The organism is Rudaea sp. (assembly GCF_047601565.1).
GTDB lineage: Bacteria > Pseudomonadota > Gammaproteobacteria > Xanthomonadales > Rhodanobacteraceae > Rudaea.
Genome location: NZ_JASGIY010000001.1, coordinates 2,311,513 through 2,334,370, shown reverse-complemented (window position 1 = coordinate 2,334,370; position 22,858 = coordinate 2,311,513). Strand labels below are relative to the sequence as shown.

Genomic DNA, 22,858 nt, shown 5'->3' with positions numbered 1-22,858 from the left:
GGCGCAATTCATTGCGCCCGCTTGGGTCATGCGGAAGAGCCGGGCGCGATGAATCGCGCCCCTACGGTCAATGCTCCTCGAGCTCCATGTTGATCGCGAGAGAACGGATCTCCTTGACCAGCACGTTGAACGACTCGGGCATGCCCGCAGCCATCTCGTGGTTGCCGTCGACGATGTTCTTGTACATCTGGTTGCGGCCCGGCACGTCGTCGGACTTCACCGTCAGCATCTCCTGCAGCGTGTAGGCCGCGCCATAGGCCTCGAGCGCCCAGACTTCCATTTCGCCGAAGCGCTGGCCGCCGAACTGCGCCTTGCCGCCGAGCGGCTGCTGGGTGACGAGCGAGTACGGGCCGGTCGAACGCGCGTGCATCTTGTCGTCGACGAGGTGGTTGAGCTTGAGCATGTGCATGTAGCCTACCGTGACCGGACGGTCGAACGCGTCGCCCGTGCGGCCGTCGTACAGCGTGATCTGGCCCGACTCGGGCAGGTCGGCGAGCTTGAGCATGTGCTTGATCTCGCTCTCGGCCGCGCCGTCGAACACCGGCGTCGACATCGGCACGCCTTCCTGCAGGTTGGTCGCGAGCGCGAGGATTTCCTCGTCGCTGAGCGACTTCAGGTTGACGCGCTGGCCGAACGCATCCTTGTCGTGGTTGTAGATCTCGTCGAGATACTTGCGCAGCTCGCTCACCTTGGCCTGCGCCTCGAGCATGCGCTGGATCTTCTCGCCGAGGCCCTTCGCGGCCCAGCCGAGGTGCACCTCGAGGATCTGGCCGATGTTCATGCGCGAGGGCACGCCGAGCGGATTGAGCACGATGTCGATCGACTGGCCGTTGGCCATGTACGGCATGTCCTCGACCGGACGGATCATCGACACGACGCCCTTGTTGCCGTGGCGGCCCGCCATCTTGTCGCCCGGCTGGATGCGGCGCTTGACGGCGAGGTATACTTTTACCATTTTCAGCACGCCCGGAGCGAGGTCGTCGCCCGCGGTGATCTTGGCCTGCTTGGCCTTGAAGCGCTTGTCGAACTCGGCGCGGTGCGCATCGATCTGCGCCTTGGCCTTCTCGAGCAGGTCGGCCGCGTCCTCGTCCTTCATGCGCAGCGAGAACCATTCTTCCTTCTTCAGGCCGTCGAGGTAGTCGCCGGTCAGCGCGGTGCCCTTCTTGATGCCCGCCGGGCCGCCGTTGGCGACCTGGCCGATCAGCTGGCCGCGCAGGCGCGCGTAGATCGCGCCTTCGAGGATGCGGAACTGGTCGTCGAAGTCCTTCTTGACGCGCTTGACCTCCATCTGCTCGATCTGCAGCGCGCGCTTGTCCTTCTCGATGCCGTCGCGGGTGAACACGGTCACGTCGATGACCGTGCCGTCCATGCCCGGCGGCACGCGCAGCGACGAATCCTTCACGTCGCTCGCCTTCTCGCCGAAGATCGCGCGCAGCAGCTTCTCTTCCGGCGTCAGCTGGCTCTCGCCCTTCGGCGTGACCTTGCCGACGAGGATGTCGCCCGCCTTCACTTCGGCGCCGATGTAGACGACGCCCGACTCGTCGAGGCGCGACAGCGCCTGCTCGCCGACGTTCGGGATGTCCGCGGTGATTTCTTCCGGCCCGAGCTTGGTGTCGCGCGCCTGGATCGTCAGCTCTTCGATGTGGATCGTCGTGTAGCGGTCTTCCTCGACGACGCGCTCGGAGAGCAGGATCGAGTCCTCGAAGTTGTAACCGTTCCACGGCATGAACGCGACCAGCATGTTCTGGCCGAGCGCAAGCTCGCCGAGGTCCGTCGACGAACCGTCCGCGAGCACGTCGCCCTTCGCCACCTTGTCGCCGACGTTGACGAGCGGACGCTGGTTGAGGTTCGTGTTCTGATTCGAACGCGTGTACTTGGTCAGCGTGTAGATGTCGACGCCGGCGTCGTTCTCGCCGATCTCGTTCTCGTTGACGCGCACGACGATGCGGCCCGCGTCGACCTGATCGATCACGCCGCCGCGGCGCGCGGCCGCGGTGACGCCCGAGTCGCGCGCGACCGGACGCTCGATGCCGGTGCCGACGAGCGGCGTGGTCGAGCGCAGCGTCGGCACGGCCTGGCGCTGCATGTTCGCGCCCATCAGCGCGCGGTTCGCATCGTCGTGCTCGAGGAACGGCACGAGCGCGGCCGCGACCGACACGGTCTGCATCGGCGAGACGTCCATGTACTGGATGTCGGCGCCGTGGCGCAGTTCGGATTCGCCCTTGTAGCGGCAGGCGACGAAGTCTTCGGCGAAGCTGCCATTGTCGTTGAGGATCGAGTTCGCCTGCGCGATCACGAACTCGCCTTCCTCGATCGCCGACAGGTATTCGGTCTTGTCCGTCACCTTGCCGTTGACGACCTTGCGGTACGGCGTTTCGAGGAAGCCGTAGGAGTTGGTCCGCGCGTAGACGGCGAGCGAGTTGATCAGGCCGATGTTCGGGCCTTCCGGTGTTTCGATCGTGCAGACGCGGCCGTAATGGGTCGGATGCACGTCGCGCACTTCGAAGCCGGCGCGCTCGCGCGTCAGGCCGCCCGGGCCGAGCGCCGAGACGCGGCGCTTGTGGGTGACTTCCGACAGCGGGTTGTTCTGGTCCATGAACTGCGACAGCTGCGAGGAACCGAAGAACTCCTTGATCGCCGCGCCGACCGGCTTGGCGTTGATCAGGTCCTGCGGCGTGAGGCCCTCGGCCTCGGCCAGCGACAGGCGCTCGCGCACCGCGCGCTCAACGCGGACGAGGCCGATGCGGAACACGTTCTCGGCCATTTCGCCGACCGAACGCACGCGGCGGTTGCCGAGGTGATCGATGTCGTCGACCGTGCCGCGACCGTTGCGGATGTCGACCAGCACCTTGAGCACGTCCAGGATGTCGGAGGTCTTGCCGTACTTGGCGACCAGCGACTTCGACTCGGCGTCGTTGCGCGCGGAGAAGTACTTATGATCGTAAAGCACGCCCGTACCGGTGACTTCCTTGCGGCCGACGCGGCGGTTGAACTTCATGCGGCCGACGGCCGAGAGATCGTAGCGCTCGAACGTGAAGAACAGGTTGAAGAACAGGTTCTGCGCGGCTTCCTTGGTCGGCGGTTCGCCAGGGCGCATCATGCGGTAGATTTCGACCAGCGCCTCGAGCGGCGTCTTGGTCGAGTCGATGCGCAGCGTGTTCGAGATGTACGGGCCACGGTCGAGATCGTTGACGAACAGCGTACCGATCTTGTCGATGCCGGCCTTGCGGAAGTTGGCCAGATGCGTCGCGTCGATTTCCGAGTTCGCAGCGGCGAGCAGTTCGCCCGTCTTCGCGTCCACGATGTCGTGCGCGAGGATGCGGCCGAGCAGATACTCGTCCGGCACTTCGAGCGACTTGAGCTTGGCGTCCTGCAGCAGGCGCACGTGGCGCGCGGTGATGCGCTTGCCGGCCTCGACGACGACCTTGTCGCCGGCCTTGACGTCGAAGTTCAGCGTTTCGCCGCGCAGGCGCTCGGCGACGAGCTCGAGCTTGGCGCCTTCCTTCTTGTCGAGGTGGAAGACGTTCTTCTCGAAGAAGATGTCGAGGATTTCCTCGTTGTTGTAGCCGAGCGCGCGCAGCAGCTGCGTCACCGGCAGCTTGCGGCGGCGGTCGATGCGCGTGAACAGCGCGTCCTTCGGATCGAACTCGAAATCGAGCCACGAGCCGCGGTAGGGAATGATGCGCGCCGAGTACAGCAGCTTGCCCGAGCTGTGCGTCTTGCCGCGGTCGTGGTCGAAGAACACGCCCGGCGAGCGGTGCAGCTGCGAAACGATGACGCGCTCGGTGCCGTTGATGATGAAGGTGCCCGTATCCGTCATCAGGGGCAGTTCGCCCATGTAGACTTCCTGCTCCTTGACGTACTTGATCGCCTTGTTCGACGCCGGCGAATCCTTGTCGTAGATGACCAGGCGCACGAGCACGCGCAGCGGCGCGCCGTAGCTCATCCCGCGCGAACGGCACTCGCGCTCGTCGAACGCCGGCTCGCCGAGACGGTAGCTGACGTATTCGAGCGCGGCGTTGCCCGAGTAGCTGACGATCGGAAACACCGACTTGAGCGCGGCATGCAGGCCGTGGTCGGCGCGCGCCTTGACGTCTACGCCTTCCTGCAGGAACTCGCGATAGGAATCGGTCTGGATCGCGAGCAGCGGCGGCACGCCGAGCACGACCGGGCGTTTGCCGAAGTCTTTGCGGATGCGCTTCTTTTCGGTGAAGGAGTAGGTTGTCGACATGGCGGGCACCACCTTGAGTTGTGCGCCGCCTCGCGCAGGCGAGGCGGCTGGGGGGAGAAGAAGGCGTCAGACAGAAGACGTGAAGCGAGGCCGAAACACAGGTCTTTCAATGAATCGTTTCGAGCCCCGAAACCTCACATCTTCTGTCTGCCGTCTTGCGCGTGCATCAACGAACAAAGCCCGGGGGCGAAAACGCCCCCAGGCTCGACGACACTTGGCGAACCAAGCGTCTCAATCGCCTTACTTGATCTCGACGGTCGCGCCGGCAGCTTCGAGTTCCTTCTTGAACTTCGCGGAGTCGTCCTTGTTCACGCCTTCCTTCACGGTGGCGGGAGCGGACTCGACGAGGTCCTTGGCTTCCTTCAGACCCAGACCCGTGATCGTGCGCACGGCTTTGATCACTTCGACCTTCTTCTCGCCGGCGGCCTTCAGGACGACGGTGAACTCGGTCTTCTCTTCCACCGGAGCGGCAGCGGCGGCTGCGCCACCGCCGACGGCGGCGACGGCCACCGGAGCGGCGGCGGACACGCCGAACTTCTCTTCCATCAGCTTGACCAGATCGGTCACGTCGATCAGCGAGAGATTGGCGATTGCATCAACGATTTCTTCTTTCGTAACGGCCATTGTGATTTACCTCAATGAAATTTGTATAAAAGTTGCCTTTGCGGCAATGTGGATCGATCAGCCGGCGGCCTTCTGGTCGCGTACCGCCGCGACCGCACGCGCAACCTGCGCGGCGGGCTCGGCCAGCGTGCGGACCAGCTTGGTAATCGGCGCCTGGATCACGCCGAGCAGCATCGACAAGGCCTGTTCGCGGGTCGGCAGCGACGCGAGCTTCTCGACGTGAGAGCCCGGGAACATCTGCCCGCCGATCGCGACGACCTTGGGGACCAGCTTGTCGTTCGCCTTGGAGAACTCCTTGACCAGACGCCCCGCGGCACCCGGGTCTTCCTCGGAAAAGGCGTACAGCATCGGCCCGACCAGCGCGTCCTTGACGACGGCGTAGTCGGTGCCTTCCACTGCGCGCCGCACCAGGGTGTTCTTCGCGACCTTCACGAAGACCTTGGATTGGCGAGCCTTCTTGCGCAGCTCGGTGAGCTGCTCCACGGTAAGACCTGCGTACTCGGAGGCGACCAGGGAGTGCGCCTTGGCGGCCACATTCGCCAGTTCGGCAACGACGACTTTCTTTTGCTCGAGATTGAGCGCCATTGCTTTACCTTTCTTCAGTGGAACGCTTTCCGCGCTTGCCTGCGGGCTACGTTCCGCCATTCACTCAAGCCCGCGTCCTGCGGGCCTGCTGGCATCTCGCGATGCCGAACTGGTGGCCGTTACGAATTTCGATTCTTCACGGGCAACACCATCTACGCAGGCTGTCTTCCCTTTCGATTAAGGCCCGATGCCGCTCGCTGCGAACCGCGCTTCCTGCGCCCGGCGAGTACTTCCCTGCGGCGACACCGCAACCACCTGCGGTCTTTGACGGCTACCGGTCTCGTTGCCGATCCCGGACGCCCTCAAAATTTTGTTAGGTTATTTTTGCGCTCATCCTTGATCACAGAGATCACAAAGCGGCCATCCATGGCCGCACTTTTCAATTAAGAGCTCAGCGACACCTGATCGACCGGAATGCCCAAGCCCATCGTGCTCGACACGTAGACCTTCTGCAGATACACGCCCTTCGCCGTGGACGGCTTGGCCTTGTTGAGATCGGCGATCAACGCATTGAGGTTGTCCTTGAGCGCGGCGACCTCGAAGTTCACCTTGCCGATCGAGGCGTGGACGATGCCGGCCTTGTCGTTGCGGAACTTGACCTGGCCCGCCTTCGCGTTCTTCACCGCGGTGACGACGTCGGCGGTGACCGAGCCGTCCTTCGGGTTCGGCATCAGGCCGCGCGGACCGAGCAGCTGGCCGAGCTTGCCGACGACGCGCATGGCGTCCGGAGTGGCGATGACGCGGCCGAAATTCAAGTCCCCGGCCTGCATCTTCTCGGCGAGGTCGTCCATGCCCACGGCGTCGGCGCCGGCGGCCTTGGCCGCTTCCGCCTTCTCGCCGGCCGGGCAGAACACCGCCACGCGCACCGTCTTGCCGGTGCCGTGCGGCAGCAGCACGGAGCCGCGCACGCCCTGGTCGGACTTCTTCGCGTCGATGCCGAGGCGGATCGCCACGTCCACCGACTCGACGAACTTGGTCTTGGCGTTGTCCTTGAGGATCTTGAAGGCCTCGTCGACCGGGTAGACCTTGCCTTCGACGACCGCGCCCTTCATCGCCTTGATACGTTTTGCAATCTTCGTCGTCATGGTCAGATCTCCGTGTTGAGGCCCATGCTGCGCGCGCTGCCCGCAATGGTGCGCACGGCGGCATCGAGGTCGGCGGCGGTGAGATCCGCCTGCTTGACCTTGACGATTTCCTCGAGCTGCTTGCGCGTCACCTTGCCCACCTTCTCGGTGTTGGGGCGCTTGCTGCCCGAGGTGATGCCCGCGGCCTTCTTCAGCAGGATCGACGCCGGCGGCGACTTCATGATGAAGGTGAAGCTGCGGTCCGAATACGCGGTGATGATCACCGGGATCGGCAGACCGGGTTCCATCTTCTGCGTCGCGGCGTTGAACGCCTTGCAGAATTCCATGATGTTGAGGCCGCGCTGACCGAGCGCGGGACCGACCGGCGGCGAGGGGTTGGCCTGACCGGCCTTCACCTGCAGCTTGATGTAGCCAACTACTTTCTTTGCCATTGTTTATCTCCTCGAGTTCAAACGCCTGCACGTTCGAAGCGAACTGCGGGGCTCCTCGTTGGTGGACCGTCCCTGGCTGATATACAACCGGGCTCCGTGCCCGGCCGTTGCCGCTTTCGCGGCGTATTCCTCAGGCCTTCTCGACCTGGCCGAACTCGAGCTCGACCGGCGTCGAACGACCGAAAATCAGCACCGCCACGCGCAGGCGGCTCTTCTCGTAATTCACTTCCTCGACCACGCCGTTGAAGTCGTTGAACGGGCCCTCGGTGACGCGCACCATCTCGCCCGGCTCGAACAGCACCTTCGGCCGCGGCTTCTCGACGCCTTCCTGCACGCGCTGCAGGATCGCATCGGCTTCGCTGTCCTTGATCGGCAACGGCCGGTCGGCCGTCCCGCCGATAAAGCCCATGACCTTCGGCGTTTCCTTGATCAGATGCCAGGACTCGTCATCGATCTTGACCGCCTTGTTGTCCGTGCTCGTCTCGATCTGCACGAGCACGTAACCCGGGAAGAACTTGCGCTCGCTGCGGCGCTTCTGGCCGCCGCGCATCTCGATCACTTCCTCGGTCGGCACGAGCACGTCGCCGAACTTGTCCTGCATGCCGGCGCGCGCGACGCGCTCTTTCAGCGTGCGCGCGACCTGATGCTCGAAGCCCGAGTAGGCGTGAACCACATACCAGCGCTTGGCCATCGTCCTCAGCCTCCCTTCAACACACCGTCGAGGATCGCCCACTTCAGCAGCAGGTCGATCAGACCGAGAATCAGACTGAGCACGATGACGACGACGAAGATCACGGCCGTGGTCTGGATCGTCTCCTGACGCGTCGGCCACACGACCTTGCGCAACTCGAACAGCGATTCGCCGAGGAACTCCTTCGCCGCACGGCCCGAATGCGTGAAATACGCAATGACGCCGGAAACGACGAAGCCGCCGAGCAGGATCAGCAGGCGCTGCCACGACTGGAAATCGTTGTACCAGTAATACGCAAAGACCGCCGCGCCGAGAATCAGCAGTGCGACGACGAGTTTTGCGATGTCGGCCGGGGAGTTTCCGCCGACCTGAACGGCTTTTGTGTTCATAGATTTCTCAGCCGTCATCCTCGACGGCGAACTTCGGACCGGCCGATCCAGCCGGAGCATTCATGCCCTCGTCCATGACGGCGCAAATGGAAAACCGGTCATCCCGTCCGGACTTCATTTACTGGCACGCCAGGAGGGACTCGAACCCCCAACCTGCGGTTTTGGAGACCGCTGCTCTGCCAATTGAGCTACTGGCGTATTCATGCGTTCCTCCCTGAACGCAAAGATCAAAGCGGCATCCATGCCGGACTTTTCAACAACAGCGGTTTCCGACTGGCGTCGTTGCGGTCACTTGATGATCTTCGCCACCACGCCCGCGCCGACCGTGCGGCCGCCCTCGCGGATCGCGAAGCGCAGGCCCTCGTCCATCGCGATCGGGTTGATCAGGCTCACCACCATCTTGATGTTGTCGCCCGGCATCACCATCTCCACGCCCTCGGGCAGTTGCACGCTGCCCGTCACGTCCGTCGTGCGGAAGTAGAACTGCGGGCGGTAGCCCTTGAAGAACGGCGTATGACGCCCGCCCTCTTCCTTGCTCAGCACGTACACCTCCGCCTCGAAGTCCGTGTGCGGCGTGATCGTGCCCGGCTTCGCCAGCACCTGACCGCGCTCCACCTCGTCGCGCTTCGTGCCGCGCAGCAGAATGCCCGTGTTGTCGCCCGCCCGGCCCTCGTCCAGCAGCTTGCGGAACATCTCCACCCCCGTGCACGTCGTCTTCACCGTCGGCCGGATGCCCACGATCTCGATTTCGTCGCCCACCTTCACGATCCCGCGCTCGATTCTTCCGGTCACCACCGTGCCGCGGCCCGAGATGCTGAACACGTCTTCCACCGGCATCAGGAACGGCTTGTCGATGTCGCGCTTGGGCTCCGGAATGTACGTGTCCAGCGCGTCCACCAGCTTGATGATCGCCGGCACACCAATCTCCGACTGGTCGCCTTCCAGCGCCTTCAGCGCCGAACCCTTGATGATCGGCGTGTCGTCGCCCGGGAAGTTGTACTTCGAGAGCAGGTCGCGCACTTCCATTTCAACCAGTTCGAGCAGCTCGGCGTCGTCCACCATGTCCGCCTTGTTCAGGAACACGACGATGTACGGCACGCCCACCTGGCGGCTCAACAGGATGTGCTCGCGCGTCTGCGGCATCGGGCCGTCCGCGGCCGAACACACCAGGATCGCGCCGTCCATCTGCGCCGCGCCCGTGATCATGTTCTTCACGTAGTCCGCATGCCCCGGGCAGTCGACGTGCGCGTAGTGGCGCGTCGGGCTTTCGTACTCGACGTGCGCCGTCGAGATCGTGATCCCGCGCGCCTTCTCTTCCGGCGCCGCATCGATCTGGTCGTACGCCTTGAACTCGCCGCCGAACCGTTCCGCTCCGACCTTCGTCAGCGCCGCCGTCAGCGTCGTCTTGCCGTGGTCCACGTGGCCGATCGTGCCTACGTTCACGTGCGGCTTGGTGCGCTCGAATTTGCCTTTTGCCATGACCTGAAACCTCGGGTAGTTCTTCTGTGATGGGAAAATGAAAAAGTATAAAAACGGATATTGCGACGACGGTACTGCGAAAATATGGTGCTCACGAATGGAATCGAACCATCGACCTCCTCCTTACCAAGGAGGTGCTCTACCGACTGAGCTACGTGAGCGAAGGACATCCATGCCGCAACTTTTGTGAAAACGGTCGCAGCGAAACCGCGCCACGTTTTCCGCCGCGCAAAAGCCGCGACATTTGCGCATCCCGCACAAATTTTCGATCCTTGCCTCACTACGGGGTTTCAATGGAGCGGGAGACGGGAATCGAACCCGCACTAGTAGCTTGGAAGGCTACAGTTCTACCATTGAACTACTCCCGCCCGGAGTACTTCCTTGCTTCGTCGTTCCGGCGAAAGCTGGAACCCAGCTTTCCCATCGGCGCGACGAATTTTCACAAAATCTGGTGGAGGGAGGTGGATTCGAACCACCGAAGGCATGAGCCAGCAGATTTACAGTCTGCCCCCGTTGGCCGCTTGGGTATCCCTCCAGAACTCTCGAAAACCTCTACGTTGTTGAAACCTCGTCGGGGGGAGGTGGATATACTCGTCTCATCCCGAGACTCGCCCTTCGGGCCATTCCGCTTCGCGGAATGTTCAAAATCGTTCCAGACGATTTTGTCGAACCACCGAAGGCATGAACCAGCAGATTTACAGTCTGCCCCCCCGTTGGCCGCTTGGGTATCCCTCCACGGAGCCGCCTATTTTCGGATTCCGCAACCCTTTTTGTCAAGGAGAGTTTTACCTTGCTCAGGCTGGGCGGCCGCCGGTCCAGGCCAAATGCGCCGCGTCGCGGTAACGGGCGATCTCCTGCTCGATGTTCTTGTCCAGTTCCATGAGCTTCTGCGCATAGGCGGCGAGGGCCTTGTCGTCGTCGCTTTGCGGCTGCCATTTCGGCACCGCGGTCGGCCTGCCGTCCTTGTCGGTCGCAACCATGACGATGACGCAATGCGTGGCGAGCTTTTCCTCGCCGGTTTCCAGCCGCCGGGCGATCACGTCGACGCTGAAGTGCATACTCGTGTTGCCGGTGTAGATCAATTGGCAGTGGACAGTAACCATGTCGCCGATCAGGATCGGATTGACGAAGCGGATGCCGCCGACCGCCACGGTCACGCAATACTGCCCGCTCCAGGCCACTGCGCAGGCGTAGCCCGCCTGGTCGATCCACTTCATCACCATGCCGCCGTGCACCTTGCCGCCGAAATTGACGTCGGTCGGCTGGGCGAGGAAACAGAAGCGGACTTCGCGATCGATACCGGGCATGGCCGAACTCCTGAATCGTTTGAAATCAATACGTTATCAGACGTTGAAGCGAAAGTGCAGTACGTCGCCTTCCTTGACGAGGTAGTCCTTGCCTTCGAGGCGCAGGCGGCCCGCGTCGCGCGCGCCCGCTTCGCCCTTGTACTTGATGTAGTCGTCGTAGGCGATCGTCTCGGCGCGGATGAAGCCGCGCTCGAAATCGGTGTGGATCACGCCGGCGGCCTGCGGCGCCGTGGCGCCCTTCCTGACCTGCCAGGCGCGCACTTCCTTCTCGCCGGCGGTGAAGTAGGTTTGCAGGCCGAGCAGCTTGTAGCCGGCGCGGATGACGCGGTTCAGGCCGGGCTCGTCGAGGCCCATGTCCTGCAGGAAGACGAGCTTGTCGGCGTCGTCGAGCTGCGACAGCTCCTCCTCGATCGCCGCGCATACCGGCACGACCTCGGCGCCCCCGGCCTTGGCGCGCTCGACGACCTTGTCGAGGAACGGATTGTTGCTGAAGCCGTCCTCCTTGACGTTGGCGATGTACATCAGCGGCTTCAGCGTCAGCAGGAACAGGTCGCGCACGAGCGCCTTCTCGTCGTCGTCGAGGCCGGCCGCGCGCGCGGGCCGGCCTTCGTTGAGGATCGCGGCGAGCTTTTGCAGCACCGGACGCTTGGCCAGCGCCTCCTTGTCGTTCGCCTTGGCCGCGCGCTCGACGCGCGCCAGCGCCTTGTCGACCGAGTCGAGGTCGGCGAGCGCGAGTTCGGTGTCGATCGTGTCGATGTCGGAAATCGGATCGATTTTGCCGGCGACATGGACGATGTCGGTGTTCTCGAAGCAGCGCACGACGTGCGCGATCGCGTCGACCTCGCGGATGTGGGCGAGGAATTTGTTGCCGAGCCCCTCGCCCTTGGACGCGCCGGCGACGAGACCGGCGATGTCGACGAACTCGATCGAGGTCGGAATGATCTTGAACGGCTTGGCGATGCCCGCGAGCGCATCGAGGCGCGGATCGGGCACCGGCACGACGCCGACGTTCGGATCGATCGTGCAGAACGGAAAATTCGCCGCGGCGATGCCCGCCTTGGTCAGCGCGTTGAAAAGAGTCGACTTGCCGACGTTCGGCAGGCCGACGATGCCGCATTTGATGCCCATTGACTGTCCGTGATTCGTGATTCGTGATTCGTGATTCGTGATTCGTGATTCGTGATTCGTGATTCGTGATTCGTGATTCGTGATTCGTGATTCGTGATTCGTGATTCGTGATTCGTGATTCGTGATTCGTGATTCGTGATTCGTGATTCGTGATTGAAGAAGCGCCGGGGCTCTTACGAATCGCAAATCACGAATCACCAATCAGCGCGGCTCCGCCGCCGTATGCAACCGCTTCATCGCCTCGTTGAACTCCCCCTGCGCCGCGAGCGGCAGCACGTCGAGCGCGCGGCCGACCGCATCGATGATCGCCTTCTCGTCTTCGACGCCGGGACGGCCGAGCACCCAGGACGTGACGCGGTTCTTGTCGCCCGGATGACCGATGCCGAGGCGCAGCCGATGGAACCTGCCGTGGCTCAGATGCGCGAGAATATCGCGCAATCCGTTCTGACCGCCGTGGCCGCCGTCGAACTTGAGCCGCGCGGCACCGGCCGACAGATCGAGATCGTCGTGGACGACGAGCATTTCCTCGGGCTCGATCTTCCAATAACGCAGCGCGGACTGAACCGCGATGCCGCTCTTGTTCATGTAGGTGGTCGGCTTCAGCAGCCATAGCGACTGGCCGTCGATCGCCGCTTTCGCCGTTTCGCCGTGCAGTTTCGACTCCATGCCGAAACGCGCACCCTGCGCCTGCGCGAGAGCATCAATAAACCAGAACCCGGCGTTGTGCCGGGTTCTGATATGTTCGGCGCCGGGGTTGCCGAGGCCGACGAGTAGCCGCAGATTCGCCATGACGAACCGGGTGACATGCACCCGCCGGAAACGGCTCCCGCGACGCGAGGGAGCGAGCGGGAGCCGGGACGGTTACTTCTTCTCGTCTTTCTTCGCCGCAGCCGGCGCCGCGGCCGGAGCAGCGCCCGCCGCCGGAGCCGCCGCTGCCGCATCGGCAGCCGGAACTTCCTCGACTTCTTCCTTGACTTCCGCCGCCGTGACCACGGCCGCATCGTGCTCCTTGCCGAGACGCAGTTCGGGAATTTCCACGCCTTCCGGCAGCTTGATCTCCGACAGGTGGATGATGTCGCCCACGTCGAGATCGCCCAGGTCGACTTCGACGTACTCCGGCAGATGCTTCGGCAGGCAGGAGATTTCCAGCTCGTTGAGCGCGTGCGAGATCAGCACGCCCGCCTTCTTGCCGGCCGGCGACTTCTCCTGGTTGAGGAAGTGCAGCGGCACACGCACGCGGATCGGCTTGTTCTCGTCGACGCGCTGGAAGTCCAGGTGCAGCAGTTGCTGCTTGAACGGATGACGCTGCAGATCGCGCAGCAGCACCTTCTGCACGTCGCCGTTGAGCGACAGATCGAGAATGGCCGAGTAGAACCACTCGTGCTGCGAAGCGAGCCAGACGTCGTTGTGCTCGATCTGGATGCTGACCGGGGCGAGCTCGCCGCCGTAGACGATGGCCGGAACCTTGCCCGTGTTGCGCAGGCGGCGGCTCGCACCCCTCCCGTCGTTTTCACGGCGTTCGACCTTGATTTCATGTGTGATTGCCATTTGAAGCTACCTTTTGGTGTTGCAGTTGAACCGCCTCGCGGCGGCGATGAAACTCCCCCGCGACCAGGGGAGTGGTTAGAAACGTGATTGGTGATTTCGTGATTCGAAAAAGCACCCAACTCTTGCGAATCACGAATCACGAATCACGCCCCTCAGTCCACGTACAACGAACTCACCGACTCGCCGAACGCGATGCGGCGGATCGTTTCGCCGAGCAGCTCCGCCACGCTGAGTTGGCGGATGCGGCCGCAGGCCTTGGCCTCGTCCGACAGCGCGATCGTGTCGGTGACGACGAGCTCGTCGAGCTGCGATCCGTTGATGTTGCGGATCGCCGGCCCCGACAGCACCGGATGCGTGCAGTACGCGACCACGCGCTTGGCGCCGTTCTTCTTCAGCACCTCCGCGCCCGCGCACAACGTGCCCGCGGTGTCGACGATGTCGTCGATCAGCACGCAGACCTTGCCCTCGACGTCACCGATGATGTTCATTACCGCGACCTCGTTCGCGCGCGGACGGCGCTTGTCGATGATCGCGAGGTCGGCGTCGTCGAGGCGCTTGGCGATCGCCCGCGCGCGCGCCACGCCGCCCACGTCGGGGCTGACCACGATCAACTCTTCGGGGCGGTTGTATCGCCAGATGTCGGCGAGAATGACCGGTGAAGAGTATACATTGTCCAACGGCACATCGAAAAATCCCTGGATCTGGTCCGCGTGCAGGTCCACGGTCAGCACGTGGTCGGTGCCGATCGTGGAAATCATCTTCGCGGCCACCTTGGCCGTGATCGGCACGCGCGCCGAACGCAGGCGACGGTCCTGCCGCGCATAGCCGAAATACGGGATCACCGCGGTCACGCTGGCCGCCGAGGCGCGCTTGAGCGCATCGATCATCACCAGCAGTTCCATGAAGTTTTCCGCGGTCGGCGCCGAGGTCGGCTGGATCACGAACACTTCCTGCCGGCGCACGTTCTCGTCGATCTCCACGCGCACCTCGCCGTCGGAGAACGTCGTCACCTGCGCCTTGCCGAGCGGCACGTTCAGGACGCGGCAGATATCGAGCGCGAGCTGCCGGTTGGCGTTGCCCGAAAAAATCTGCCAGCCGCTGCGCGCGCCGCGATCGAGCGGATAGCTGCTGCCGTAGCCCGCCGCCGGATTGATCGTATTCACGGAACCAGACCCTTTCAGGTTTGTGTCGTTCGCAAAAAAATGGCTGGGGCGGCAGGATTCGAACCTGCGGATGCCGGGATCAAAACCCGGTGCCTTACCGCTTGGCGACGCCCCAGTGTCACTTCAGCCGCCCTCCATGACGGCAGAGAACAAACCCGCATCCCTGCGGGACTCTTCAAACGAGCCCATTCCGGCGCAAGCCGGGATTCCTTTCATCTTTCCAGCTCTACGGCTTGTCCTTTCCGTTTTCCGCCATTCGATGCGCATCCACCGCATCCAGCAACGGCGACCTATTCACTCCACTCGCGACATACGCCGAAAATTCCGGCGGACACGCATGCGCAATCTCATCGGCCTCGTCGCGCGAATCCGTCGCGAGAAACACGCAACCGCCGCTGCCGCTCAAGCGCGCATCGCCATGCCGGCCAAGCCAGTCCAGCGCCGCCGCAACGCGCGGGTAACGCGCGCGCGCGACCGGAGCGAAGGCATTGTTCGTCCCGATCCCTGAAAGATAGCTCTCTATTGTCGCCGGAGGAGAATTTCGTGTCAATTCCGCAGCTTGGAACAAGCCGGCCGTGGGAACCGTCACATGCGGATCGAGAATGACGTATTCGCGCGGCGGTAGCGCAATCGGCGCGAGCTTTTCGCCCACACCCTCGGCCCAGGCGGAATGGCCGCGCACGAACACCGGCACATCGGCGCCGAGACGCAGACCCAAGTCCGCCAATTCGTCGCCCGTCAAACCCGTTTCCCACAACTCGTTCAGCGCGACGAGCACGGTCGCCGCGTCCGAACTGCCGCCGCCGAGGCCGCCGCCGATCGGCACACGCTTTTCGAGCGCGATGTCGACGCCGAATTCCGCTTCGGCGCATTCGGCCAGCGCGCGCGCGGCGCGCACGCAGAGGTCCTGCTCGACCGCCACGCCCGGCGCGCCGTTCACGCGCACGATACGCGCATCGTTGCGCACGCGCAGGCGCAGCGTGTCGCCCCAATCGAGCAACTGGAACACGGTCTGCAACAGGTGATAACCGTCGGCGCGGCGGCCGACGATGTGCAGGAACAGGTTGAGCTTGGCCGGCGCGGGCCACGCGCTCCAGCCGTCTTCGCCCGCGGCCGTCAATCGAAACTCCACGACTGGATCACGAGTTTGACCTTGTCCCTGCCGCGCGCGGCGAACACCTTCTTCGGCAGCGGCGGCGATTGTTCGCCGAACCAGTCGAGGTAATCGACCGTCCAGCCGTCCTGCACGAGTTGCGCAGGCAGATTCCGTTCGTCGAATTGCATCTGCGCTGGCTCTCCCGCGACGCGCAAGCCCAGCGCCCAGCGGCGTAGCGCCGCAAACGGCACTTCGGCACCAAGCCGATCGCGCAACAGCATCTGCGGATCGCCGCCGACATCGGGATGCGCATCGACGCCTTCGAGCACGGCCTGCGCTGCGTCGCCGTGCAAGCGCAACGTCCTGGCGTTCGCGCCGCGCACGCTGAACGAATACGCATCGCCGTCCTGGCGCCAGACCAGATCGCCCGAACCGCCGTTCTCACCCGACACGGCGATACGCGCCTCGAGCGTCCAGCGTGATTTCCCGGCCAGCGCCGCCTCGCGCGCCTCTTGTGCGGCCAGCGCTTCGGGCGTCGCCGAGTTCTGCTTCACGCGCATGGGCGCGCAGGCGGCAAGTACGCTCATCAACGCAAGCGATGCCCAATTGCGTAACCAGCACATCGCACGCCGATGATCGGAACCAGTCATCGAACACTCTGAAAAATTCTCGTTGCCGTCATTCCTGCGCAGGCGGGATTCCATTTTGGTCTTGCTCATGAGTCGGAAAAACAGGCGACGCTTGGGTGCTCGAAGAGTAAGCGCGTGAACGCAGGACAAGCGGCGATGCCGCAAATCGCGTGTGAGCTCATGCTGTCAGATTATCGCCTGCCAGCAATGGCATGCGCGAGGTCAATAGTATCTCAGCTTGAAATCCCTTTGCCCCGAGCTCCGTCGAAGGGCTCAACGCGACGGCTGGAAATTCAAGCTGAGACGCCCGCCAAAGTTCCCGGCCTCAGGCCGTATCCTCGTCCGCCCCGCCAATCCGCTCAATGACGGCACGCGAGTCTTGATCGAAGCTCGGCGCGGCAAATGGGATGGGGCCCGGCGTGCGGCCGAATTTGATCGGGTTGGCAACCCCATGATAGCGACCGACGACGGGATGCTCGATCGTCGCGACCATGTTCTCGGCGAGCACCTGCGGATGCTCGAACATGTCCTCGATGCGGCGCGCGGCGGCGCAGGGCACCTCGTCGCCGAACCGCGCCTCCCATTCGAGCGCGCTGTGCGCGGCGAGCGCGGCATGCAGCCGCGGGATGATCTCGGCGGCATGTTCGGCGCGCTTGCGCACGCTGTCGTAGCGCGGATCGGCGGCGAGCGACTGCAGGCCGGTCTTCTCGCACAGCGCCTTCCAGAAGCGCGGCGTATTGGCCGAGATGTAGAGATGGCCCTCGCGCGTCGGATGGATGCCGGTGACGCCGCCCGAGCGCATGTCGCGGCCGATGTCGAGCGACTCGCCGTCGGCCCAGATCATGCGCGCGGACTGCATCGTCAACGCGCTGCGCAGCAGCGATACGCCGACGAACTGGCCGCGGCCCGAGCGCTCGCGCTCGTACAGCGCGGAGGCAACGCCTGCGCTGAGCAGCGCGGCGGCGTAGTAATCCACGACCGAGCCGTAGATGATCTCGGGCGGCCCGCCGCGCTTGCCTTGCAGCGCGCACATGCCGGTCATCGTCTGCAGCACCTGGTCGTAGCCGGCCTTGTCCTTCATCGGCCCGGTCTCGCCGTAGCCGGAAACCGCGCAGTAGATCAGGCGCGGATTGATCAGATTGAGCTGTTCGTGATCGATGCCGAGGCGTTTCGGCACGCTCGGGCGGAAGCTGTGCACGAGCACGTCGGCCTCGCGCACGAGGCGCAGCAGCGCCGTGTGCCCTGCGGGCGACTTGAGGTCGAGCGCGATGCCGAGCTTGGAACGGTTCACGCCCATGAAGGCGCGGCTTTCGGCGGCCAGCGTCGACGGGTAGTTGCGCAGGTTGTCGCCGTCGGGCGGCTCGATCTTGATGACTTCGGCGCCCTGGTCGGCGAGCAGCGTGCAGCCGTACGGGCCGGCGATGTAGCTCGACAGGTCGAGCACGCGCACGCCCGAGAGCGGTCCCGCTGCACCCCTGCGTTCGACCAGGTTGAAGGCGGACGACGTAGCCATGAAACTTCCTATTCCCCTTGCGCTGCCAGTCTGCGCGGCGGTCCGGCGAAGAAACAGGCTGCCCGGCTAGTTTCTTGCGCTACAAATTCTTGCGTCATGCGTTTGCATCCGGCGCGAGCGGCATCCAGGTCAGCCGCCAGGCGCCGTCGACGCGACCGCCCGCTCGATAGTACGGCACGAACGCCAGCGGCGCGCGCCGCTCGGGTTCGAGCACGATCGCGGCACCCTCGTCGTTGCCCGATTCCGGCCCCACATGCAGCCACTGCTCGGGCGGTCCGGACGGCAGCAGCAGCGACTCCTCGGTCTTGTAGCCGTCGACCAGCCCGGTCGCGTAGACGAGCGGGCCGCGTGTGATGCCCAGGTAGTCGTGGCGCAGCACTTCCTGGCGCACGGGCGAGCCGTCGGGAGCGCGCGATTCCTGCACGTTGCGGTGCGTGCGGCGATGGATCTGCGGCGTCATCGGCAGATCGAGGGCGACGGTGTCTTCGCTGCGCCATTCGCGTTCGAGCGTGGCGTAGTCGCCGGGGCGGACTTCGACTGCCGCGCGCTCGCCGTTGACGCGGATCGCGGCGTTCTTCGCCCACGACGGAATGCGCAGGCGCAGCGCGAAGCGCGCCGGGCGTTCGAGCGCCAGGCGCAGGCGCGCGCTGCCGTCGAACGGATAGCGCGTCTGCTGTTCGATCGTGACTCTGCCGCCCTGCGCCAGTGGCAACGTCGCCGTGCTCGGCGCGTAAAGGTTCACGTCGATGCCGTGCGATCTGCTCGAGTAGACCAACGCCGGCAATTCCTCCAGCGCCATCGCGCCCGAGGATTTGCAGCAGCGCCAGTACGTGGTGTGCACGCGCTTGCCGTTCGCGTAGGAGTAATAGCACCAGTCCTCGCCGTTCGGCGCGAACGCGCCGAGCAGATCGTTGTACGCGCTGCGCTCGATCTCCTCGGCGTATTTCGCCGCGCCGGTGATCGCGAGCAACTCGCGGTTGAGCTGGATCCAGGCCAGCGTCGAGCAGGTCTCGACGTAGGCCTGCGGGAAAAACGTGCCCGGCGCGTTGAACACCTCGCGCGAGCGGTGCGCGACGCCGCCCCACGGGCCGCCGCCGAGACTCAGATGCTGCTCGCGGATGTTCGCCCACAGGTTCTCGACGGCGCGCAGGTATTCCGGCGCGCCGGTCGCGCGATGCAGCTTGGCCAGGCCGACGAGATTCCAGATCAGCTGGTACGCCTTGCCCGTCGCGATCTCGCTCGCATCCGCGCCGCCGAGCGCTTTCGCGAGCAGGGCGAGATCGGGATTCGCGTCGGCCTGCTTCAGGATCAGCAGGGCCAGCTCGAGATAGCGCCGTTCGTCCGTCGCGAAATGCAACTCGACCGCCGCGTCGAGCAGCACGGTCGCCGACATGCCGTGATGGTTGCCGAGTTCGCAGATGTCGATGCCGCCGTCGGTCAATACGCGCCAGCACAGATCGCCGATGCGTCGCGCCGCGTCGAGGGTGCGCGCGTCGGGAAAATGCCTGTTCACTTCGACGAGGCCGAGGATCAGATAGGAATGGATCCAGATATCCCAGGTGCGCGGCACCGGTTCGCCGTTCCACGACTTCGGCTTCGGCGGATGTTTGACCATGAAGCGCCGCTCGGGCGCGTAGGTGCCGAGATAGCCGTCGGCATCCTGGTGCGAGACGAGGAAATCGGCGATGCGGCGGAGGTGGGCGATCAACCGCGCATCCTGCGTGCGCGCCGCGCTTTTCGCCGCGGCGTACAGCCACTTGCCCGCGTGCTCGCCGTACCAGTCGCCTTCGCGGTTCTGCGCGACGTGTTCCGCGCCGAAGATCGCGATCGCCGGGCTGCTTTCGTCGACGATGAAATGGCTGAGCCGTCCCGCCGCGTTCGCGCGCAGCGCCTCGCCGAGCAAGCCGTGCGGCTCGATGCGAATGGGAGGCGAGGCGGATTCGGTCATGGGTGCAGGTACTCGGCGATCGCGCGGATTTCCTCGTTGCTCAAGCCGTGCGCCTGCGCGCGCATCGCGCCCTGGGTCAGCGCTTCGACGATGGCGGTGCGGCCGCGCGCGGCGATCTGCCGGCGCGGCGGAATCGCGCCCTGCGCGTGATCGTGGCAGGCGGAGCAGCGCGCGGCATACAGCGCGTCGCCGCTGATCGGCCCTGCGTGTTTCACGTCCGTCGATTCCTTCGTTTCATTTTTCGCGGCTACGTCGTGCCGCACGACGGATTTGCCGAGACCGAACGCCTGGATGCGGTCGCTGCCGACGAACACCTGGCCGTGCGCGAACGCCGGCTCGTTGTACTTGCCGCTCGTGTACAGCTCGCCGGTTTCGCTGCGCCAGAGCAGGTCGAGGGTCATCGCATCGAAAGCGTACAGCACGGGTCGCGGCGAGTCCTCGCCCGAGAGCAAGGCCGCGCGCGTTGCGTTCTCGTCGAGCACCCAGACGACCGCGTCGTTCGCGCCGTTGCTGGTGACCACGGGCGGGCCCGGATTTTCGAGCACGACCGAGTCCTGCGTGCGCGCACGTTGCAAATACGCGGGCCGGTTCGCCCGCGCGACGACTTCGAGTCGCGCCAGCGACGGCGCGACGCTGACCGACGAGCCCGGCGCCTTCTTCGTGTTGCCGGTGACGAAGACATGGTCCGTTCCCTGCGCGTCGCGGAACACCGCCGGCACCGAGCGCGAGCGCGCGGCGCCGAGCGCGGCGTCCTGCTCCGAATACGGCCCGAACACGTTGAGCGGGCCGCGCCTGCCGAACTGCGGCTGCGCTTCGGGCGCGAGCAGCGACGCATCCGAATCCGGATTTACGCCGCACGGCGGGCGCCGATCGAGGCGGCCGGGCAGACGCGCGCGGTCGAGCAGGTAAACGTTGCCCTGCTTGCCGCCGACCGCGAGCAGGCGCGGCGTCGCGCTCGCCGCCGCATCGAGCACCGGCAGCAGCGCGATGCCGCCCGAGCCGAGGTCGACGTCGTTGGCCACGGTCGCGCAGTGGTTGAACGGCGTGTACGTGCCGGTCAGCGTGAGCGCGCCGTCGGCGTAGGCGAACTTCAGCACCGATTGGGTCCAGTCGTGCGCCTGGTCGACGTAGCCGCCGAAACCGGTGCCGGTGACGGCGAACACGCTGCCGTCGTCGTCCACGCTCGCACCGGCCGAGCCCCAGATACCGCCGCTGCCGCGATGCGGCATCGCCGACACGGCGAACGCGCTCGCCACTTTCGCGCGCTGCGTGTCGACCGCGACCAGCCAGCCGGTTTCGGTTTCGCCGAAGCCGATGTAGAGCGCGCTGCCGTCCGGGCTCAGGTTGAGCGCGCCGCGCTGCACGCGGAAATCGAAGCGGCGCTTCGGCGGCACGGGCGTCGGTCCCGCGTTGCGGTTGAGCGCGTTGAACGTCTTCTCGTCGAGCGGCACGGGCCAGCCAGCCAGTACCGCGCCACTGCCGAGATCGAGCGCGTACGCCTGCCAGCGTTTTTCCGGATCGCAGCTGGTGACGTACAGACGGTTGCGCGCGCGATCGATCACGGGCGTGGCGAGCACGCCGGTCGGCACGCCGTCGAGCGGCGCGGGCTGCAGGCGGCATGGCGCGGCGAGACGCGTGCGCCAGAGGATGCGGCCCGGCGCGATGTCGCCGTTCTTCTGTGCATTGATCGCGTAGACGTAGCCGTTGCTGCTCGCGGCGATCACGGTGGCGAACGTCTGTGTCCTGAACGGACCGGCGGAGATTTCCAGGCCGTCGAGGCAGAGCGGCGAGGCGTACAGCCGCGGCGGCTCGCCGTCGACCGCGTCGAGCGGCGGCGATTCCCATTGCAGGCCGAGCGAGGAGGCGCGGATCCGCGCCGGCGTCAACGCCGTCTCCGCCGCGTACCAGCCGCTGCGCTGCGCGTCGCGGTGGAATGTCGGCACGTCGGCTGCGGCGGATATCGTCCGAGGCGGCGCAGCCGGTTCGCTCGCCGTCGGTGGTGCAGGCGAATGCATGCCGTTCGCCGGCACCTCGGCATGCGCGGTCCAAAGGATCGCGTTGAGCAGCATCTTGCGCAGCGGTTCCACCTCGAACGCGGCGAGGAAGTGCGCGCCGCTGTAAGTGAACGAGCGGCCGCCGCCGTCGCGCTCGAACGTCCAGGCGACGACGGTGTCCTCGGGCCGGTCGTCGACGACCGCGGCGCCGTCGCGGTACTGCACGTGCAGCGTGGCGTGCAGGGTCGGCGCGATCGGCTTGCCGCCGCGGCGGAAGGTCGGATAGAACTCGTCGCGATAGGCGAACGCATCGACGCCGCGAACGATCGGATGATTCGGCTGCTCGAGTCGAATCTCGGCGTATTCGGTCGTACGGTCGAACATGCCGTAGCGCGCCGCGCCGAGCCAGCGCGGCAGATCGACGCTCGTATCGCCGGCCGGCAGGGTCGAGGACTGATGCAGTGCGACGAGGCCGACACCTCGTGCGAGAACCCGTGCGAACTGCTTGCGCCGCGTCGCGTCGAACAGCGGATGTTTTTCCGCGCCGTCGAAGTACCAGACCACGCTCGCGGCGCCGTCGAACGCGTGCGGATCCGTCGGCCAGCCGTCGGGATAGCTCTTCACCCGCAATCCGCGCGGCGCATCGGGCGAGGACGCGAGCGCGCGTTCGAGCAGGCGCACTCCCGCGGGATAGTCATGCTTGCCCGGACCTTCGCTTTTCGCTCCGCCGATCAGCACGATGCGGAACGGTCCGTTCTCGCCGGGTGACGCCGCTTCGGCGCGCAGGCAGGCACTCGAAGCCAGAAGCAGGGCGAAGCAGAGACGAAGCGTGCGCATGCTCAGAACCTGCTTGAAAACCGTAGCGAGCGAAGAGATGTTGCGCGTCGCCGGAGCGCAGGAACCGGAGCATACACACGAGTATGTGAGGATAACTCGCCGCATCAGCGGCTCGCCCTTCGGGCCGTTCGCTTCGCGAATGTTCGCTCCGGCATCCTGCCTGCGCAGTCCGAGCACCGC

18 protein-coding genes and 6 tRNA genes are annotated in these 22,858 nt (G+C 65.0%); all 24 read right to left on the bottom strand.

Annotated elements, in window-relative coordinates:
* Positions 1 to 67: 67 nt before the first annotated feature.
* The 24 genes from rpoB to QM741_RS10030 all read right to left on the bottom strand — a co-directional run bounded on the left by rpoB (position 68) and on the right by QM741_RS10030 (position 22,678).
* Positions 68 to 4,231 (bottom strand): DNA-directed RNA polymerase subunit beta, encoded by a 4,164-nt coding sequence (gene rpoB, locus QM741_RS10145; protein ID WP_415207587.1) that lies wholly within the window; start codon positions 4,229 to 4,231, stop codon positions 68 to 70.
* 240 nt (positions 4,232 to 4,471) lie between these two features.
* Positions 4,472 to 4,855, bottom strand: a complete 384-nt coding sequence (gene rplL / locus QM741_RS10140; RefSeq protein WP_415207586.1) for a 50S ribosomal protein L7/L12 — start codon at positions 4,853 to 4,855, stop codon at positions 4,472 to 4,474.
* Between the two features lie 57 nt (positions 4,856 to 4,912).
* Positions 4,913 to 5,440: a 50S ribosomal protein L10 gene (gene rplJ / locus QM741_RS10135; protein WP_415207585.1), complete on the bottom strand. Its 528-nt coding sequence runs from the start codon at positions 5,438 to 5,440 to the stop codon at positions 4,913 to 4,915.
* Between the two features lie 383 nt (positions 5,441 to 5,823).
* Complete coding sequence (gene rplA, locus QM741_RS10130) at positions 5,824 to 6,525, bottom strand: 50S ribosomal protein L1 (protein ID WP_415207584.1); 702 nt, start codon at positions 6,523 to 6,525, stop codon at positions 5,824 to 5,826.
* Positions 6,526 to 6,527: 2 nt separating this feature from the next.
* Positions 6,528 to 6,956, bottom strand: coding sequence for a 50S ribosomal protein L11 (rplK, locus tag QM741_RS10125; RefSeq protein WP_018974751.1), 429 nt, complete (start codon positions 6,954 to 6,956; stop codon positions 6,528 to 6,530).
* A 130-nt stretch (positions 6,957 to 7,086) separates the two neighbouring features.
* A complete protein-coding gene (nusG, locus tag QM741_RS10120) occupies positions 7,087 to 7,647 on the bottom strand; it encodes a transcription termination/antitermination protein NusG (protein WP_415207583.1) in 561 nt (186 codons plus the stop codon).
* A 5-nt stretch (positions 7,648 to 7,652) separates the two neighbouring features.
* Positions 7,653 to 8,036, bottom strand: a complete 384-nt coding sequence (gene secE / locus QM741_RS10115; protein WP_415207582.1) for a preprotein translocase subunit SecE — start codon at positions 8,034 to 8,036, stop codon at positions 7,653 to 7,655.
* Between the two features lie 122 nt (positions 8,037 to 8,158).
* A tRNA-Trp gene (locus QM741_RS10110) sits at positions 8,159 to 8,234 on the bottom strand.
* 90 nt (positions 8,235 to 8,324) lie between these two features.
* Complete coding sequence (tuf, locus tag QM741_RS10105) at positions 8,325 to 9,515, bottom strand: elongation factor Tu (RefSeq protein ID WP_415207581.1); 1,191 nt, start codon at positions 9,513 to 9,515, stop codon at positions 8,325 to 8,327.
* 85 nt (positions 9,516 to 9,600) lie between these two features.
* Positions 9,601 to 9,676 (bottom strand) — tRNA-Thr (locus QM741_RS10100).
* Positions 9,677 to 9,809: 133 nt separating this feature from the next.
* Positions 9,810 to 9,883 (bottom strand) — tRNA-Gly (locus QM741_RS10095).
* 81 nt (positions 9,884 to 9,964) lie between these two features.
* Positions 9,965 to 10,050, bottom strand: a tRNA-Tyr gene (locus QM741_RS10090).
* Positions 10,051 to 10,087: 37 nt separating this feature from the next.
* Positions 10,088 to 10,250 (bottom strand) — tRNA-Tyr (locus tag QM741_RS10085).
* A gap of 59 nt (positions 10,251 to 10,309) precedes the next feature.
* Positions 10,310 to 10,822 (bottom strand): acyl-CoA thioesterase, encoded by a 513-nt coding sequence (locus QM741_RS10080; RefSeq protein WP_415207580.1) that lies wholly within the window; start codon positions 10,820 to 10,822, stop codon positions 10,310 to 10,312.
* A 36-nt stretch (positions 10,823 to 10,858) separates the two neighbouring features.
* Positions 10,859 to 11,950, bottom strand: a complete 1,092-nt coding sequence (gene ychF / locus QM741_RS10075; protein WP_415207579.1) for a redox-regulated ATPase YchF — start codon at positions 11,948 to 11,950, stop codon at positions 10,859 to 10,861.
* Positions 11,951 to 12,151: 201 nt separating this feature from the next.
* Positions 12,152 to 12,739: an aminoacyl-tRNA hydrolase gene (gene pth, locus QM741_RS10070; protein ID WP_415207578.1), complete on the bottom strand. Its 588-nt coding sequence runs from the start codon at positions 12,737 to 12,739 to the stop codon at positions 12,152 to 12,154.
* A gap of 72 nt (positions 12,740 to 12,811) precedes the next feature.
* Positions 12,812 to 13,498: a 50S ribosomal protein L25/general stress protein Ctc gene (locus QM741_RS10065; protein ID WP_415207577.1), complete on the bottom strand. Its 687-nt coding sequence runs from the start codon at positions 13,496 to 13,498 to the stop codon at positions 12,812 to 12,814.
* Positions 13,499 to 13,650: 152 nt separating this feature from the next.
* On the bottom strand, positions 13,651 to 14,661 hold the full coding sequence (locus QM741_RS10060; protein ID WP_415207576.1) for a ribose-phosphate diphosphokinase: 1,011 nt from the start codon (positions 14,659 to 14,661) through the stop codon (positions 13,651 to 13,653).
* A gap of 40 nt (positions 14,662 to 14,701) precedes the next feature.
* Positions 14,702 to 14,776 (bottom strand) — tRNA-Gln (locus QM741_RS10055).
* Between the two features lie 111 nt (positions 14,777 to 14,887).
* On the bottom strand, positions 14,888 to 15,781 hold the full coding sequence (gene ispE / locus QM741_RS10050; protein ID WP_415207575.1) for a 4-(cytidine 5'-diphospho)-2-C-methyl-D-erythritol kinase: 894 nt from the start codon (positions 15,779 to 15,781) through the stop codon (positions 14,888 to 14,890).
* Complete coding sequence (locus tag QM741_RS10045; protein ID WP_415207574.1) at positions 15,778 to 16,344, bottom strand: outer membrane lipoprotein LolB; 567 nt, start codon at positions 16,342 to 16,344, stop codon at positions 15,778 to 15,780. Before QM741_RS10045 ends, ispE begins: the two co-directional genes overlap by 4 nt.
* A 367-nt stretch (positions 16,345 to 16,711) precedes the next feature.
* Positions 16,712 to 17,899, bottom strand: a complete 1,188-nt coding sequence (locus QM741_RS10040; protein ID WP_415207573.1) for a CaiB/BaiF CoA transferase family protein — start codon at positions 17,897 to 17,899, stop codon at positions 16,712 to 16,714.
* 94 nt (positions 17,900 to 17,993) lie between these two features.
* Positions 17,994 to 19,847: a glycoside hydrolase family 127 protein gene (locus QM741_RS10035; protein WP_415207572.1), complete on the bottom strand. Its 1,854-nt coding sequence runs from the start codon at positions 19,845 to 19,847 to the stop codon at positions 17,994 to 17,996.
* Positions 19,844 to 22,678, bottom strand: coding sequence for a ThuA domain-containing protein (locus QM741_RS10030; protein ID WP_415207571.1), 2,835 nt, complete (start codon positions 22,676 to 22,678; stop codon positions 19,844 to 19,846). The genes QM741_RS10035 and QM741_RS10030 overlap by 4 nt, the downstream gene beginning before the upstream one ends.
* Positions 22,679 to 22,858 lie beyond the last annotated feature (180 nt).

Coding starts and splice junctions, on each gene's coding strand:
- rpoB (WP_415207587.1), bottom strand. CDS start 4,231: ATGTCGACAACCTACTCCTTCACCGAAAAGAAGCGCATCCGCAAAGAC.
- rplL (WP_415207586.1), bottom strand. CDS start 4,855: ATGGCCGTTACGAAAGAAGAAATCGTTGATGCAATCGCCAATCTCTCG.
- rplJ (WP_415207585.1), bottom strand. CDS start 5,440: ATGGCGCTCAATCTCGAGCAAAAGAAAGTCGTCGTTGCCGAACTGGCG.
- rplA (WP_415207584.1), bottom strand. CDS start 6,525: ATGACGACGAAGATTGCAAAACGTATCAAGGCGATGAAGGGCGCGGTC.
- rplK (WP_018974751.1), bottom strand. CDS start 6,956: ATGGCAAAGAAAGTAGTTGGCTACATCAAGCTGCAGGTGAAGGCCGGT.
- nusG (WP_415207583.1), bottom strand. CDS start 7,647: ATGGCCAAGCGCTGGTATGTGGTTCACGCCTACTCGGGCTTCGAGCAT.
- secE (WP_415207582.1), bottom strand. CDS start 8,036: ATGAACACAAAAGCCGTTCAGGTCGGCGGAAACTCCCCGGCCGACATC.
- tuf (WP_415207581.1), bottom strand. CDS start 9,515: ATGGCAAAAGGCAAATTCGAGCGCACCAAGCCGCACGTGAACGTAGGC.
- QM741_RS10080 (WP_415207580.1), bottom strand. CDS start 10,822: ATGCCCGGTATCGATCGCGAAGTCCGCTTCTGTTTCCTCGCCCAGCCG.
- ychF (WP_415207579.1), bottom strand. CDS start 11,950: ATGGGCATCAAATGCGGCATCGTCGGCCTGCCGAACGTCGGCAAGTCG.
- pth (WP_415207578.1), bottom strand. CDS start 12,739: ATGGCGAATCTGCGGCTACTCGTCGGCCTCGGCAACCCCGGCGCCGAA.
- QM741_RS10065 (WP_415207577.1), bottom strand. CDS start 13,498: ATGGCAATCACACATGAAATCAAGGTCGAACGCCGTGAAAACGACGGG.
- QM741_RS10045 (WP_415207574.1), bottom strand. CDS start 16,344: ATGAGCGTACTTGCCGCCTGCGCGCCCATGCGCGTGAAGCAGAACTCG.
- QM741_RS10040 (WP_415207573.1), bottom strand. CDS start 17,899: ATGGCTACGTCGTCCGCCTTCAACCTGGTCGAACGCAGGGGTGCAGCG.
- QM741_RS10035 (WP_415207572.1), bottom strand. CDS start 19,847: ATGACCGAATCCGCCTCGCCTCCCATTCGCATCGAGCCGCACGGCTTG.
- QM741_RS10030 (WP_415207571.1), bottom strand. CDS start 22,678: ATGCGCACGCTTCGTCTCTGCTTCGCCCTGCTTCTGGCTTCGAGTGCC.